Genomic DNA, 14499 nt, shown 5'->3' with positions numbered 1-14499 from the left:
GTTGAACATGGATAAACCTCAAGACAGCGCTGCCGCGCAAGAGCAGCGTCCCTCCGTCGCGCAGCAGCCATTCGACCGCCGCTCGGGCGGCCCGGTGGAGCGGCTGATCTTCAATCATCGCGCATTCATCGTCGTCATCTGCATCCTGCTTACGGCGCTGTTCGGCGTACGTGCGATGCGGCTGGAAGTCAACGCGAATTTCCTGAACATGATTCCGCAGTCGCACCCGTTCGTGCGCAACTATCTCGACAACGAAGGCTCGTTGCGCTCGCTCGGCAACTCGCTGCGCATCTCCGTCGAGAACACGAACGGCACGATCTACGACGCGAACTATCTGCGCACGCTCGAGAAGATCAACGACAATGTCTTCCTGATGCGCGGCGTCGACCGCACCTGGATGAAGTCGCTCTGGACCCCCTCGGTACGCTGGACCGAGGTGACCGAGGACGGCTTCAAGGGCGGTCCGGTGATGCCCGAGGGCTATGACGGCTCCGTGAAGGCAATGGCCGAGCTCAGACGCAACGTAGCTCGCGCGGGGCTCGGCGGCTCGATGGTCGCCAACGACGAGCGCTCCAGCATGATCTTCGTGCCGCTGCTCGACAAGGATCCGGTTACCGGCCAGCCGCTCAATTACCGGGAGCTGTCACACGAGCTGCAACGGCAGATCGAGACGCTCGGCGCGCCCGGCATCAAGGTGCACGTGGTCGGCTTCGCCAAGCTGACCGGCGACCTGATCGACGGCCTCGACCGCGTGATCATCTATTTCGGCATCTCGGCGCTAATCGCGGCGCTGGCGCTGTACGGCTACACGCGGTGCGCGCGCAGCACGCTGCTGGTACTGCTATGCTCGGCGGCAGCCGTCACGTGGCAGCTCGGCATCGTGCAGTTGCTCGGCTTTCCGCTCGATCCGTACTCGATCCTCGTACCGTTTCTCGTGTTCGCGATCGGCGTGTCGCACGGCGCGCAAAAGATGAACGGGATCACGCGCGATGTCGCACGCGGCGCCCATCGCTACGCCGCCGCACGGTTCACGTTCCGGCGCCTCTTCCTCGCCGGCCTGACCGCGCTACTCGCCGACGTGGTGGGCTTCGCCGTGCTGATGATTATCGACGTGCCGGTGATCCGCAATCTCGCGCTCGCCGCGAGCATCGGCGTCGGCGTGCTGATCTTCACGAACCTCGTGCTGTTGCCGGTGCTGCTGTCCTACACGGGCGTGAGCGCATCGGCGATCCGGCGCGCGCGCAACAGCGAGAATCCCGGCGCGCGGCGCAGCTTCGCGGTGCGCGGCTACCAGGCGTTCGAGCGCTTCTCGACACGCCGCTGGGCGATCAGCGCGCTGCTCGGCGCCCTGGTCCTGTTCGCGGGCGGCTACGCGGTCAGCCTGCATCTCCAGGTGGGCGATCTCGACGCGGGCGCCCCCGAGCTGAAAGCGAATTCGCGCTACAACCTCGACAACGCGTTCATCAACGCACACTACAACCTGTCGAGCGACGTGTTCGCGGTGATTGTCAAGACGCCGCCCGGCGGCATCGAGAGCTTCCCGACGCTGATTGAAATGGACCGCCTCGAAACGCAGTTGCGCAACACGCCTGGCGTGCGCGGCACCGAATCGGCGGCAAGCGTCGTGCGACAGTACGTTGCCGGCAGTTTCGAAGGCTCGCCGAAGTGGCTTTCGATCAACCGCGACCCGTTCGTGACGGGTGACGCGTTCGCGCAGGTCGTGGTCGCGTTGCCCGAGCTCACCAACGCCGATCGCACGGTGGGGCCGCTGCTGGTGTTCCTCACCGATCACAAGGCCGAAACGCTCGCCCGCGTGGTGCGGGTCGTGCAGGACTTCGCTGCCGGACACGACACCGCCGAGCGTCACTTCATGCTCGCCGCGGGCTCCGCCGGCATCGAGGCGGCAACCAACATCGTCGTGGAGCAGGCGAACCGCGAGATGCTGGCGCTCGTCTATGCGTCGGTGGCGATCCTCTGCTTCATCACGTTCAGGACGTGGCGCGCCGTCGTGGTCGCGCTGATTCCGCTGATGCTGACCTCGGTGCTCTGCGAAGCGCTGATGGTGATGCTCGGCATCGGCGTGAAGGTCGCCACCCTGCCGGTCATCGCGCTGGGCGTCGGCATCGGCGTCGACTACGCGCTGTACCTGCTCTCGGTGCAGCTCGCGCGGCAGCGCGCGGGCGCAACGCTGCGCGAAGCGTATCGCGACGCGCTGCAGTTCACCGGCAAGGTCGTGATGCTGGTCGGCTTCACACTCGCGGGCGGCGTCGTCACCTGGGTCTGGTCGCCGATCAAGTTCCAGGCCGACATGGGCATCCTGCTGACCTTCATGTTCATCTGGAACATGATCGGCGCGCTCGTGCTGATCCCCGCCCTTTCCTGGTTCCTGCTGCGTCCGAAGACCGAACGGCTGCGCCGCGACGCCGACCCGGAGCCGGCCGCACCGATGGCCCAACCCGGCGCGAAAACGCCTGCGCGGATGACCCAGGTCTCCGTGACCTCGGGTCGTTGATCCCTATTACACTCCTGGAGATTCACACCTATGTTCGACTTGCTGATGACCGCCGACATGATGGTTCCAGACCCGGACCGAATGACGGAACTGCTGGTCAACAAACTGGGCATTCACAAGCACCCCAACTGGCGGCAGGCGTTCGACAACCACCCGTACATCGCGCATTTCCTGCGCGTGCACAAGTCGCTTGCGGTCGCGCCGACTCGCGTCGAGCCGCAGGTTCACCTCGACCGGCCCAACCCGGGCGACCCGCTCTTCCACGATTTCCTGAAGAGCCTCGAAACCTACCAGGGCAAGCATCGGCCGATCCTCACGCATTCGATCGTCGTCGCCTCACGCAAGCCGCACTTCGAGCAGACGGTGGAGCGCCTCGCACGCCTGCGCCAGCCGTTCCGGCTCGCGCAGCGCACGCCGGAGATGCCGTTCGACCGCCTGTGGGTCGGCGTCACGCCGGAACGCCCCTGCTACGAGCCTTCGGTGGACGGCGGCCTGTGCATCGAGATCATGCCGGTCGAGCCGCTGCAGCTGCCGCCCGAGACGTTCGCGATTCCCGCCCCGCAACCGCGCGATCTGCAGCCGGGCCAACTGGTGCGGGTAACGGCGCGCGGCTATCTCGTGCGCGATCTCGACGACACGCTGCGCCGCTGCTCGACCAATCTCGGCTGGGACCCGGCCGGCCCGGTCGAGCAGCTCGACGTCGAGGGCTACCGGCGCGCGCGCATGGGCTTCACGCTGCAGAACAGCGCGTCGCTCGACGTCATCGAGCCGACCCGCTGGAACAGCGACGCGGGCCTCTACCTGAACAACTGGGGGCCGGGTCCGTACTTCGTGCGCATTGCCGTGAACGGTCTGCAGGTGAAGGCCGAGGAACTGAAGTCGCGCGGCGTCCGCTTTGACTGGATCGAAGCATGCGAAGCAGTCGGCGGACGCTCCCTGCTCCGCATCCATCCTTCAGAACTCGACGGACAGCTCTTCGAATTCGAAGAGTTCCAGGCCCCCTGATAGCGTCGACCAGACAGGGAGAGAAGAGATGGACGCAAAGACAAACAATGCAGCCGTGCGGGTCGAACGAAACGGCAGGACCGCCTGGATCGTCCTGAACCGGCCGGAGCAGATCAACGCGATCAACGACGAAATCCGCGAGGCCGTGCCGCGCGCGCTGCTGGAGCTGGACGCGGACCCGGCGGTCAGCGTGATCGTGATCCGCGGCGAAGGGCCGCGCGGCTTTTGCGCCGGCGCAGACATCAAGGAAAAGCGCGGTCCGGAATCGTCGCTGCAGGTGCGGCGGCGGATGGAGCACTCGCGCTGGATCGAGACGCTCGACCGGGTCGCGAAGCCCGTGATTGCCGCGCTGCACGGATTTTGCATGGGCGGCGGGATGGAGCTCGCGCTCGCCTGCGACATTCGCTACGCCGCACCCGATACAGTGATGGCGCTGCCGGAAACGGGCCTCGGCCTGATTCCTGGCGGCGGCGGCACGCAGCGGCTTTCGCGTCTTGTCGGTCACGGCATGGCGATGGACATGCTCCTGACCGGCGAGCGGCTCGACTCACGGCGGGCGCAGGAAATCGGACTCGTCTCGCGCATTGCGGCCGCGCCCGCCAGCCTCTTCGAGGAAGTGCAGGCACTGGCCGACCGTATCGCCGTGCGCTCGCCGATGGCGACGGCCTATGCCAAGCAGGCCGCGCGCACGGCGCTCGAACTCGATCTGCGGCGCGGGCTGGATCGCGAACTGGATCTCTTCGCGCTGCTCGCGCCGAGCCAGGACGTCAAGGAAGCGGCGCTGGCCTTCAAGGAAAAGCGCGTACCTGTCTTCACCGGAGAATGACCTGTGATGAGCAATGAGAAGGCCGGCGGCAAGCTGGAAAACAAGGTCGCGATCGTGACCGGCGCGGGTGCGGGACTCGGCGCCGCGTGCGCCCGCGCGCTGGCGCAACACGGCGCGCGCGTCGCGGTCGTCGACATCAACGGCGAAGCGGCCGCCGCCGTGGCGGCCGACATCGGCGAGCGCGCGATGAGCGTGCGTACCGACGTGTCGTCGGAGGCGCAGGTCAAGGCGATGGTGAGCGCCGTGCTGGAACATTTTGGGCGCATCGACATCCTGCACAACAATGCGGCTGTGCTCGACGACGCACAGCGGGCCGGCGACCGCGATGTGATCAACATGAGCGTGGAAGTGTGGGACCGGGCAATGGCCGTGAATCTGCGCGGTGCCATGCTGTGCTGCAAGCATGCGATCCCGGCGATGCTGCGTGGTGGAGGCGGCTCGATCATTCACTCGTCCTCGGGCTTCGGCGCGCAGGGCGACTTTACGATGAGCGCCTACGCAGCCTCCAAGGCGGGGCTCGCGATGCTGAGCAAGTCGGTGGCCGCGCAGTACGGGAAAGAGCGCATCCGCTCGAACACGATCCAGATCGGCCTCGTGGTCGCGGACCATCCGCTTCCCGAGGACATCAAGGGTGTGATCCTCGACGGGCACCTCACGCCCTATCTGGGCGATCCGAAGCATGTCGCCGACGTCGTGTGCTTTCTCGCGTCGGACGAAGCGGCGTTCATCACCGGGGACACGCTCGCGGTGGACGGCGGATTCTCGAGCCACGCGCCGACGCTCGCGCCGCTGCGTGCCCTCTTCGCCGCCCGCGGCAAGGCAGCCTATTGAGCGGCCGTTGCCGCGCATCGATCACGTATGCGTCCCGCCGCCCGGGCGGGACGCCTCTCCCATGGAACTCCTCGCGTGACCGACCAGCCGATCATCGTTCTCGTCCACGGCGGCCAGCACAGGCGCACCTGCTGGGACCCCACGGTCGCCGCATTGAACACGCTCAATCCTCACGCGCCGGTTCTCGCCGTCGATCTGCCGGGACACGGCAACGAACCCGGCGACCTGGCGCGGCTCACGATCGCGCAATGCGTCGAGAGCGTGCTGGCGCAAATCAACGCGTCACGTGCAAGCAGCGGCGCGAAAAGCGTCGTGCTGGTGGGGCACTCCCTGGCGGGCATCACGCTGCCCGGCGTTGCCGCGAAGCTCGGCACAGCGCTCAAGCGGATGATCTTCGTCGCATGCTGCATTCCGCCGAACGGCCAGTGCGTGCTCGACACGCTTGGGCCGCCGATGAATTTCATTGCGAAGCGCGCGGCGCGCCGCGAAGCCGTGAGCGCTCCGCTACCGGCGTTCGTCGCGTCATGGGTGTTCGGCAACGGCATGACGCGCGATCAGAAGCAGCAGGTGATTCGCGGCCTGTGTGCCGAAAGCACGAAGGTGACGACCGAACCGGTGGACCGCTCCATGTTGCCGGACGTACCAAGGTCGTGGGTGCTGACGAAGCGCGATCGCGCGCTGCGTCCGGATCTGCAGCGCAGGTTCATCGCCAACCTGGGCGGTGTGGACGAAGTGATCGAGCTGGACACCTGCCATGACGCGATGATCAGCGAACCGGTCGAACTCGCGCAGATCATACTCGGGCGCTGCTGAGAGCGCGGGGACCTGCCCCGCGCTCTCAGCCGTTCGCTTACGCCGGCTGGCGCCAGCGCGCGAGAATCTCCAGCCCTTGCGGGTCGAGGACTTCCTCCGGTGCGCGCACGCTCGGACCGAGGATCGGGCCGACCTGCTCGTGTCCCCATGTGCTGAGCTTTTCGGGGTTCAGCTCGAAGCCATCGTCATGCCAGGGTTCGAGCTCGGTGATGATTTCAAATGCAAAGCCGCCAGGCGAGAAGTGATAGAACGACACGTGCGGGTCCTGCGTGTGCTGCCCGAGCGTCATCATCATCGGCAGGTTGCGCTGCTTGACGATGTCGTAGGTCTCACCGACGTCGCGCAGGTTGTTCACGAAAAGGCCGACGTGCTGGACGCCCATCCTGTTCGGTCCATGACCGTACGCGATATCGTGGCTCGTACTGTTGTTGAGCTTCGAGCGGTAGAACGCGGTCTTGCCTTTGCCAGCGCCTGCGCCGTAATAGTGAAAGCCCATCACCACGGTCAGGAAGTGTTCGAGTTCAGGCGGAAACTCCGGCGTGATCACGACGATATGGCCGAGTCCGCGCGCGCCTGCAGTGAAGCCGCCGTGCGGCCGTCCGGGGATGAACGAGCGCGGCATCCATTTCTGCGAGTAGAACAGCTCGTGCTGATAGCCGACCGGATCGCGAAAACGCACGACCTCCCGCACGCCGCGCAATCCGGCGTCTCCTTCAGTGACTTCGACACCGGCTTCGCGCAGGCGCTGCACGGCAGCCTGAAATTCCAGCTTGCCGCGCGCTTCCCAGCCGATGTAGGCCAGCCGGTCGGTCTTGCCCGGATGAAACGCGAAGCGATGCCGCCGGTCGTCCATGCGGAAATAAAGCGAGTCGCGATCGGTCTGAGGCGACTCGCCGATCTGCCAGCCCAGGACTTCGGGGCCATATGTGCGCCATTCGTCCATTCTAGCCGTCTCAAAGCCGAGATATCCAATGCCGATGATGTCCACAGTGTCTCCTTGTGCGTTCTTGCTCGCGCATGCATGCGCTGTCACAGTGACAGCATTCCGCCGTCCACGACGATGTCGGCGCCGGTGAGGTAGGAAGCCTCGTCGGACGCAGCGAACAGCGCGACGGCGACGATTTCTTCCGGCTCGGCCGCTCGCTCGACCGGCACCCCGGCCAGCAGCGCCGCTCGCGTCGCGGGGTTGTCGAGAAACGGCCGGGTGCCGGGGGTGGCGACGACGCCCGGACTGATACTGACCGCCCGGATGCGATGCCGGGCGCCTTCGACGGCGAGCTGCCGGGTCAACGCCACGACACCCGCTTTCGCCGCAGAGTGTGCGCCGATGCCGGTCGTGCCCGAAGCGCCCCACGCCGCCACCGACGAGATGTTGACGATCACGCCGCCGCGTTCGGCGAGATGCCGCCACGCATAGTGCGTGCTGTAGAAGACCAGATCGAGTTCGTTGCGGATGGTCCAGCGCCAGTCGTCGACCGACATGTCGCCGACAGCGCCGAAGCGCGCGGCGGACGCGTTGTTGTACAGGATGTCGATCCTGCCGTATGCGGCGACCGCCTCTTCGACCCACGCCCGCGCGGCCTGCGCGTCCCCCAGGTCCACGCTGCCGCCGCCGGCCACTTCGAGGCCCCCGGCCCGCGCGAGCGCCACGGTCTCCTGCTGCGCAGCCGCATCGACGTCGCAGCCGAACACCTTCGCGCCTTCACGCGCGAACCGTAGCGCCGCCGCCCTGCCTTGTCCGCCGCCTGTGCCGCTGATCAATGCAACCTTGCCTTCGAGCCGTCCCATCCGCCACCTCCTGGTCAAAAGGGCGCGGTTACGCGCCGGCCGCTTCGATCGTGAGCGCCTCCGCCGGACAGGCGGCGGCGCCCTCCCGCGCATCGCTTTCGAGTTCCCGCGGCACCGTGTCGGACTCGAGATAGACGATGCCGTTTTCGTCGAGCTTGTATACCTGAGGGCATAGTTGCGCGCACAGCCCGTATCCGCAGCAGCGGCTGCGATCGGCACGCACGTACAGCACGGCCGTCTCCCTGATTTCCGAACCCATGTCTCCTCCTGTTGATCGCCGGCTACGCCGGCATTGGCGAGGAAATTATATGCACAGATTCAATATAAGTGTTGAATTTAACGTTCGGGTTGTCCCTGGCGCCGCACGTGCCGCCATAACCACCGGTTTCCCATATCGGACGACCTTCGGACGGGTCTTCCGCATTTGTTTTACTCCCGGTCAGCACATTATATTGAACAGTTACCTCACATATGATCCACTTGTTCGAGCAGGACCCGATCATACGGCCGCGCGGCCACGAAGTCCGCGCGGCTCCAACAACAAGAAGGATGGAGACAGATGTCAACCAGTCAGACCCATGATGTCGTGATTGTCGGCGGCGGTCACAACGGCCTGTCCGCCGGATGCTATCTGGCGGCAGCCGGCAAGAAGGTACTGGTGCTCGAAGCGCTGGAGAAGGTCGGCGGCATGGCCTCCTCCGGCTATCTGCTGCCCGAGGCGCCTGAACATCTCATTCATCCTTGCGCGCTCGACATGATGTCGATGCGCGTTCATTCACGCGTTCCGCGCGAACTCGAACTTGAGCGGCATGGCTTTCGGCAGGTGGAGATGACGCCCGGCTACGTCTACCTGCATCCGGACGGCACGTCACTGGTGTTCTGGCGCGACCCCGGGAAGACCGCCCAGGAGATTCGCCGTTACAGCCCGAAGGACGCGGAATCCTTCCTCGCGTTCATCAAGGTAGTCTTCGCCTTCCTCGACCTGGCCCTGCCGATGATGCGCGTCGATCCGGCGGAGCGCAACCTGGGCGCGCGCTTCGAGTCGCTGCGCGCCGCGCTGCGCAACCGCAAGCTCAAGCCGGAGCTGATGGCGCTGCTGACCGGGTCGGCTTATCAGGCCGCGCTCGAGCACTTCGAACATCCCGTCACGATCTCGGCAATGTGCTCCCTGACTGGACTTGCCGGACCGATTACTGCGGACGGCAGCGGCATCTACTACGCACTACTGGGCTTTTTGCATCGCTTCGGTGTCGGCCGGGTGGTCGGCGGCATGCAGGCGCTCTCGAATGCGATGGCCGCACGCCTGCGCGAACTGGGAGGCGAAGTGCTGACATCCGCCCGCGTCGAGGAAATCGTCGCCGATGAGCGGGCGCTGCGCGGCGTGCGTCTCGCCGACGGCCGCACCTTCGGCGCGCGGGCCGTGATCGCGAGCTGCCACCCGCAGGTCGCGCTGGAACTGGTGTCGCCGGGCCGCATCGACCAGCGCCTGCTGACCCGCATCCGCCATGCACCGGCCAACGCCCACGGCGCGTCGCCGTTGAAGCTCGACATGGCGCTGCGCGGGCAGATTTCGCTTGCGCGCTTCGAGGCGAAGCGCGGCGACGGCCTCGATTTGCGCAAGACCTGTCTGCTGATCGGCACCGCCGAGGCGGTACTGGAGAATTTCCGTGCGTCGGCGCGCGGCGAGGTGCCGACGCTGCCTTATCTGAGCCTCGCGGCGCCAGGTGCGATCGATCCCTCGCAGGCCCCCGCCGGGCAGGACACGGTCTACATCTATCCGCCCGCCATGCCCGCGCATCCGCGCGAGGGCTGGGACGCGATCCGCGAGCGCGTCGCACAGCAGGTGATCGACCAGGCAAGCGAATATGTCGACGGGCTGAAGGAGTTCGAAATCGCTCGCCGGATGGAGGCGGCGCCGGACTTCACGCGACGGCTGAACACGGTCAATGGCTGCGTGGTGCATATCGACACCACCACGATGCGCTCGAGCAAGCTCAGGCCCGCCTATGGCCTCGGAGGCGCAACCCTGCCGGTGCCGGGGCTTTACTTCGGTGGCGCGGGCATCCATCCGGGCGGCGGCGTGAACGGCATGCCGGGCCGCATCGCAGCGCACCGGGTGCAGCGCTGGCTGGGGCGAAACGAGCGCCGCGGCACGCGAGCGCTAGGCGTCGTGACCGCCGTCCTCGGCGCGTGGGGCATCGGCTGAGCGCGAAGACGGCGCACGCGGCCGCGTCAACGGCGGCCGCTCGTGCGCGAGCACGGTGGACAGCACGAAATCGATCGAATACTCGCGCCACGCCACCGCGCCATCCGCCGAAGTCGTATCGAAGCCCGCCACCGCCGACACCGTATAGTGATTGGTGAAGCCGCCCGTGGTCAGCAGCGCCGAGGCCGCATAGAACATCCGCGCGTCGACGCCGGAGCGAAAGTCGCCGCTCGCGATGCCGCGCAACAGAATGCGCTCCATCTGCGCAACCAGCGCGGGCGCCAGATCGACAAAGCGGTTGCGCTGTGTAGCACACGCATGATGTTCGTGAAAGCGCAGGCTCTCCTGCGCCAGCGAGCCTAGTGTCGGATCGCGCCGATACTGGTCGAAGCCGTGCCGCAACAGCACCCGAAGTCCGTCGACCGGCGGCAGATGATCGAGTTCGAGCGCCAGCAGATCCGCCAGCACGTCTTGCGCCGATTCGTCGAGCACGCTCGCGAACAGCGCCTCCTTGCTGGTGAAATAGTGATAGACCAGTTGCTTGGTGACGCCAGCGGCGCGCGCGATGTCGTCGATGCGCGCGCCTGCGAGGCCGTGCGCCGAGAACGCCCGGCGCGCCTCCTTGAGCAGGCGCGCGATTGTCGCCCGCTTGCGCGAGGGCGAAGTGGACGAATTCGGCGAGGCGGTATCGGCTGACGGCGAGGACATGGGCGAACCGGAGGACAGGTGCAATCGGCGGGGAACCGCATCGACTTGCGCATTGTAGTGTCGATCACCCGTCCGGTGCACGCGTTCGCCGCTGCGCGGGCCGGTGCTCAAAAGCTCTGGGTCAGCGGCCGCACGACGATTTCGTTCACCGCGACCTGCTCGGGCTGGGTGAGCGCGTAGACGATGGCATCGGCGACCGCGTCGGCAGGCATCGCCCCTTCGAACAGCTTCTGCGCGCGCTCGCGGAATGCGGGCACCGTGATGCTGTCCGGCAGCTCGCTCGCCACGAGTCCCGGACAGATCGAGGTGACGCGCACCTTGCCCGCGCATTCCTGGCGCAGCCCCTCGCTGATCGCGCGCACGGCGAACTTCGTCGCCGAATAGACCGCGCCGCCCGGCCCGACGCTCAGGCCCGCCACCGACGAAATATTGATGATGTGCCCCACCCCCCGCTCCAGCATGGCGCCCAGCACCGCATGAATGCCGTACAGCACGCCCTTGATGTTCACGTCGATCATGCGGTTCCAGTCGTCGACGCGGCCTTGCGCGATCAGCGAAACCGGCATGATGCCCGCGTTGTTGACGAGCACGTCGAGGTGCCCGAAACGCTCGCGCGCCGTCGCCGCGAGTTGCTGGAGCGCTTCGGGCTTCGTCACGTCGGTGGCGTCCCACAGCACGCGGTCGGCGCCGCCGAGCTGGGCGGCCAGCCGACTGAGGCGCTCGCTCCTGCGCGCCGCCAGCACGAGTTTCGCGCCCTGCTGCGCGAGCCGGCGCGCCGTTGCTTCGCCGATGCCGCTGCTCGCGCCCGTGATCATGACAACCTTGTCTTCAATCGGATTCATATGCATGGTTACCTTCAATAAGTGGAAAGGCCTGCGGGCTGTTCAGCCCGCAAGCGACTCGATCAGCGCCGGGTCGGCCGACTCCTCGGTGACCCACTTGACCATCCGGCGCAGCGGTTCGATGGCGTCCTGCCGCTCGAGGTTGTGCTGCAGCGTCGCCGCCGCGCCGAGCGACACGAGACGCTGCGCGCCCTGCCACGCCAGCCGGTCGCGCAACGCGGCCTTCAGCGTCTCGGGAAAAATGCCGATGGTCTGCGTATACGCGTTGACCGAGCGCACCGCGGTCGAGATGTCATCGACCGGCACGAGGTTGCCGACCCGGCAGCCGAGGATGCGCGAGAAGCTGACCGGCGTACCGTCCCTCGACACGATCACGGCGCCCTCGTTGCCGCGGCCGCCGTACACCGTGTATTCGTCCGCGAACATGCGGATGCCGTCCAGTTCCTCCTTGAGCACCGGATCGAACGCCTTGTGCGGCGTCGACAGCGTGTCCGGCAGGCGCTGCAGCGCCTCGAACGTCAGCCCGGCGAGCCGCGCGCAGCGCGCGAGACCAGCCTCGTCGGTGCCCGACTGCACGTAGGCCACGCGCGCGCTCACGCACGCCTCCTGGTTCTGCGCGCCGATGTCGAGCGCGAGCCGCTTCGCGACACTCGCCAGCGTGGCGTCGTCCGCGAATGCTTCCTTGCCGATGATCGTACCGCTCAGCTTGGGGTCGAGCGTGATCAGGTCGATGCCCGGTTGCAGATAGCGGGTGATGTGCTTGACCGAATCGAACCCGCCCCATGCAACCAGTTTTTCGATCCGGCGCGGATCGTAGATGCGCTGTTCGACTGCTTCGTCGCCGCCTTTCCAGTAGGCCACGCTCAGGTGCCGGGTCAGCGGATGGTTGGGCGCCATGTCGATCATCGTGCGGGCGATCGCCGTCGCGGTCAGCGGGTCGTTCGAGGGCGCCTTGATGATCGCGTCCGAACGTGTCAGCGCATTGCGGATCACGGTCAGCACGGCGACCACCGGCGCGTTGCCGGCGATCACGTGCACGCAACGCGCGCCGAACGCGCGGGTGCGTGCCGTGACGCCCGGAATCAGCTTGCCGGGCTGCTCGACCCAGCCCTCCAGGTAATCGGCGCCCACCGAACGCGCGACGATGGCATAAAGCTCGTCGCGCTGGAACAGTCGCGGCGTGCGCGCGTAGTGAAAGCGCAGGATGCTTTCGGAGAGGCCCGAGGTCGTGCACGCCAGTTCGAATGCATGCTGCAGGTGGCGATTGTCGGCGAAGTTCAGGTGCTGCCCGAGCTCGACGAGAAAATCGACGATCTCATCGAGGCTCAGCGTGTAGAGGTCCGCCATCATCGACGGCCCGCGTAGCGTCAGCTCGTCCGCATGGCGGCGCACGTCGGGCGCCGTGAATGACACGCCGCCGCGCCGGCCGCCGAAATGCTGCTCGTCGCTCTCGATCACGTTGCCGCGGATGATCAGCGGCACTTTCCAGGTGCTGGTCATCGATGGCTCACTCCGAAAGTTCGGTCAGGAAGTTCAGGGCCTCGTCGTGCGCGGCCGGCGCGCCCGCGCAGATCACCTTGTCGTCGCCGCCCTCCTTCTCCGTATAGCGGCGAATCGCGGGCAGCAGGTACGCACCGCTGCGCCCGCATCGGCAGGGCTTTTCGAGGCCGCCCATCGTGATCTCGTCACCTGTCACCAGGCCGGCCCAATACGTGCCGGGCAAAAGATCAAGCGACGCGAAGCGACCAGTCAAGCCGTCCTTGCGCGGCAGCGGCTTGCCCGTCGCGGGATCGAGCAGGAACGCGATGGTCGTCGGCGGCACGTGGTAGTGGCCTTCCTCGCAGCGCATGCAAAAGCCCATCTGCTCGCTGCAGCCGTAGAACTCGTAGAAGTTGTCGAAGCCGAGGAACTCGACCAGCCGGTCCCGCCAGTTTTCCGGCATGTTCTTGCCTTTCTTGCCGCCGCCGGTGTGCAGCACGCTGTGCTTGCCGAACACGCCGCGCGCGCCGCGCGCGAGCCCTTCGGTCGCGGTGTCGTAGAGGATGCTCCAGACGGCGCCGATATAGACGTCCTTGCCGCCGAACCGGCGAATCGCCTCGGCGAAGAAGCGCCGCAACTGCTCGGGGCGCTCGCGCTCGATGCGAACCAGCTCGTCGCGCTTCGCGAGCAGCGCCGGTGAGATCTGCAGCGCCCCCAGCTCGCCCTGCGCCTGCGCGACGGACAACCGCCCCGACAGCGACGCGACGTCCGCCGAAAAACGCGCGTCCGGATACATGAAGAGCGCGTTTTCCTCGCCCCCCGCGTACATCTCGACCTGATAGCCGCCACCGCGCGCGGCGGCGCTCGCGCCCAGACGATACGCGGGCGCGATCAGCGGACGCTCCTGCGCGAGCAGGTCCGGTCCGCTTCCGGGGCCGCGCCAGTCGCGAATGCGATTCGCCGACAACGCGATGTTCTGGCGCCATTCGCGATCGGTGCGAGGCAGGAACGATAGCTTGCCGGTCGTGCCGGATGTATGGAAGACGCGCAGATTCGTCTGCGCGTCGAGCAGGTCGATCCAGTCGTCGATCAGCTTGATGCCCGAGGCGTCGACATGGCTGATGTCCTCGGCGGTCAAACCGTTCAGCCAGCGCGTGAGCCGGTCGAATTGACCGCGTTCCAGATACGACATCGGGTACGACTTGTAGACCGTGTGCGCGAACAGCAGTGGAGCGACATCCTCGATTCGCTGGATGTCGTCGATGCCCTGCTCCGAGCCCAATCTGTCGAGTACCGGAATTCTCGCGCGCAGATCGGTGAAGCGCCGGCGCGCGCCGCTCAGCTGGATATCGAGAATCTGCTGGGGCGTGAGGCGAAACGCTTCGTCGTAGCAGGCGCCGACGAGCGCGGTCGGCTCGTCGAGCAGTCTGGAATACAGGGTCGACATGGTGTCTCCATATTGGCGTGGCGCACCGTGACTGCAGTGCTC

13 protein-coding genes are annotated in these 14499 nt (G+C 66.4%); 6 read left to right on the top strand and 7 right to left on the bottom strand.

Features of this window, described 5'->3' with window-relative positions; genetic code table 11:
• Positions 1-7 precede the first annotated feature (7 nt).
• The 5 genes from BXE_RS39740 (at position 8) to BXE_RS39720 (ending at position 5987) form a co-directional block, all read left to right on the top strand.
• The gene (locus tag BXE_RS39740) at positions 8-2512 is read left to right on the top strand and encodes an efflux RND transporter permease subunit (RefSeq protein WP_011493799.1); all 2505 of its coding nucleotides are present in this window, start codon (positions 8-10) and stop codon (positions 2510-2512) included.
• Positions 2513-2542: 30 nt separating this feature from the next.
• Positions 2543-3517, top strand: coding sequence for a lactoylglutathione lyase (locus tag BXE_RS39735; protein WP_011493798.1), 975 nt, complete (start codon positions 2543-2545; stop codon positions 3515-3517).
• 28 nt (positions 3518-3545) lie between these two features.
• On the top strand, positions 3546-4343 hold the full coding sequence (locus tag BXE_RS39730; protein ID WP_011493797.1) for an enoyl-CoA hydratase/isomerase family protein: 798 nt from the start codon (positions 3546-3548) through the stop codon (positions 4341-4343).
• A gap of 6 nt (positions 4344-4349) precedes the next feature.
• On the top strand, positions 4350-5174 hold the full coding sequence (locus BXE_RS39725) for an SDR family NAD(P)-dependent oxidoreductase (protein WP_011493796.1): 825 nt from the start codon (positions 4350-4352) through the stop codon (positions 5172-5174).
• Positions 5175-5249: 75 nt separating this feature from the next.
• Positions 5250-5987: an alpha/beta fold hydrolase gene (locus BXE_RS39720; RefSeq protein WP_040123524.1), complete on the top strand. Its 738-nt coding sequence runs from the start codon at positions 5250-5252 to the stop codon at positions 5985-5987.
• A 37-nt stretch (positions 5988-6024) separates the two neighbouring features.
• On the opposite strand, the gene BXE_RS39715 is transcribed toward BXE_RS39720, so the two are convergent.
• Genes BXE_RS39715 through BXE_RS39705 form a run of 3 tightly spaced genes read right to left on the bottom strand, consistent with a single transcriptional unit; the run spans position 6025 to position 8034 of the window.
• Positions 6025-6975, bottom strand: a complete 951-nt coding sequence (locus BXE_RS39715; protein ID WP_040123525.1) for a VOC family protein — start codon at positions 6973-6975, stop codon at positions 6025-6027.
• A gap of 41 nt (positions 6976-7016) precedes the next feature.
• Entirely contained in the window at positions 7017-7775 is a 759-nt protein-coding gene (locus tag BXE_RS39710; RefSeq protein ID WP_040123526.1) for an SDR family NAD(P)-dependent oxidoreductase, read from the bottom strand.
• 28 nt (positions 7776-7803) lie between these two features.
• Positions 7804-8034 (bottom strand): ferredoxin, encoded by a 231-nt coding sequence (locus BXE_RS39705; RefSeq protein WP_011493792.1) that lies wholly within the window; start codon positions 8032-8034, stop codon positions 7804-7806.
• A 300-nt stretch (positions 8035-8334) separates the two neighbouring features.
• Here BXE_RS39705 and BXE_RS39700 point away from each other — a divergent pair, with 300 nt between their 5' ends.
• Positions 8335-9981, top strand: coding sequence for a phytoene desaturase family protein (locus BXE_RS39700; protein WP_011493791.1), 1647 nt, complete (start codon positions 8335-8337; stop codon positions 9979-9981).
• On the opposite strand, the gene BXE_RS39695 is transcribed toward BXE_RS39700, so the two are convergent.
• From BXE_RS39695 to BXE_RS39680, 4 genes are all read right to left on the bottom strand, one after another.
• Positions 9937-10689 carry a TetR/AcrR family transcriptional regulator gene (locus tag BXE_RS39695; protein ID WP_011493790.1) on the bottom strand — a complete coding sequence of 251 codons (753 nt, stop codon included), beginning with the start codon at positions 10687-10689 and terminating at the stop codon, positions 9937-9939. The two genes, BXE_RS39700 and BXE_RS39695, sit on opposite strands and share 45 nt — an antisense overlap.
• Before the next feature lie 107 nt (positions 10690-10796).
• Entirely contained in the window at positions 10797-11537 is a 741-nt protein-coding gene (locus tag BXE_RS39690) for an SDR family oxidoreductase (protein ID WP_011493789.1), read from the bottom strand.
• Positions 11538-11573: 36 nt separating this feature from the next.
• Entirely contained in the window at positions 11574-13031 is a 1458-nt protein-coding gene (locus BXE_RS39685; RefSeq protein ID WP_011493788.1) for an acyl-CoA reductase, read from the bottom strand.
• A gap of 7 nt (positions 13032-13038) precedes the next feature.
• Entirely contained in the window at positions 13039-14457 is a 1419-nt protein-coding gene (locus tag BXE_RS39680; RefSeq protein ID WP_011493787.1) for a hypothetical protein, read from the bottom strand.
• Between the last annotated feature and the right edge of the window lie 42 nt (positions 14458-14499).

This window comes from Paraburkholderia xenovorans LB400 (assembly GCF_000013645.1).
Lineage (GTDB): Bacteria > Pseudomonadota > Gammaproteobacteria > Burkholderiales > Burkholderiaceae > Paraburkholderia > Paraburkholderia xenovorans.
This window is presented reverse-complemented; position numbering and strand designations above follow the sequence as displayed.

Coding starts and splice junctions, on each gene's coding strand:
- BXE_RS39740 (WP_011493799.1), top strand. CDS start 8: ATGGATAAACCTCAAGACAGCGCTGCCGCGCAAGAGCAGCGTCCCTCC.
- BXE_RS39735 (WP_011493798.1), top strand. CDS start 2,543: ATGTTCGACTTGCTGATGACCGCCGACATGATGGTTCCAGACCCGGAC.
- BXE_RS39700 (WP_011493791.1), top strand. CDS start 8,335: ATGTCAACCAGTCAGACCCATGATGTCGTGATTGTCGGCGGCGGTCAC.
- BXE_RS39730 (WP_011493797.1), top strand. CDS start 3,546: ATGGACGCAAAGACAAACAATGCAGCCGTGCGGGTCGAACGAAACGGC.
- BXE_RS39710 (WP_040123526.1), bottom strand. CDS start 7,775: ATGGGACGGCTCGAAGGCAAGGTTGCATTGATCAGCGGCACAGGCGGC.
- BXE_RS39680 (WP_011493787.1), bottom strand. CDS start 14,457: ATGTCGACCCTGTATTCCAGACTGCTCGACGAGCCGACCGCGCTCGTC.
- BXE_RS39685 (WP_011493788.1), bottom strand. CDS start 13,031: ATGACCAGCACCTGGAAAGTGCCGCTGATCATCCGCGGCAACGTGATC.
- BXE_RS39695 (WP_011493790.1), bottom strand. CDS start 10,689: ATGTCCTCGCCGTCAGCCGATACCGCCTCGCCGAATTCGTCCACTTCG.
- BXE_RS39705 (WP_011493792.1), bottom strand. CDS start 8,034: ATGGGTTCGGAAATCAGGGAGACGGCCGTGCTGTACGTGCGTGCCGAT.
- BXE_RS39690 (WP_011493789.1), bottom strand. CDS start 11,537: ATGCATATGAATCCGATTGAAGACAAGGTTGTCATGATCACGGGCGCG.
- BXE_RS39725 (WP_011493796.1), top strand. CDS start 4,350: ATGAGCAATGAGAAGGCCGGCGGCAAGCTGGAAAACAAGGTCGCGATC.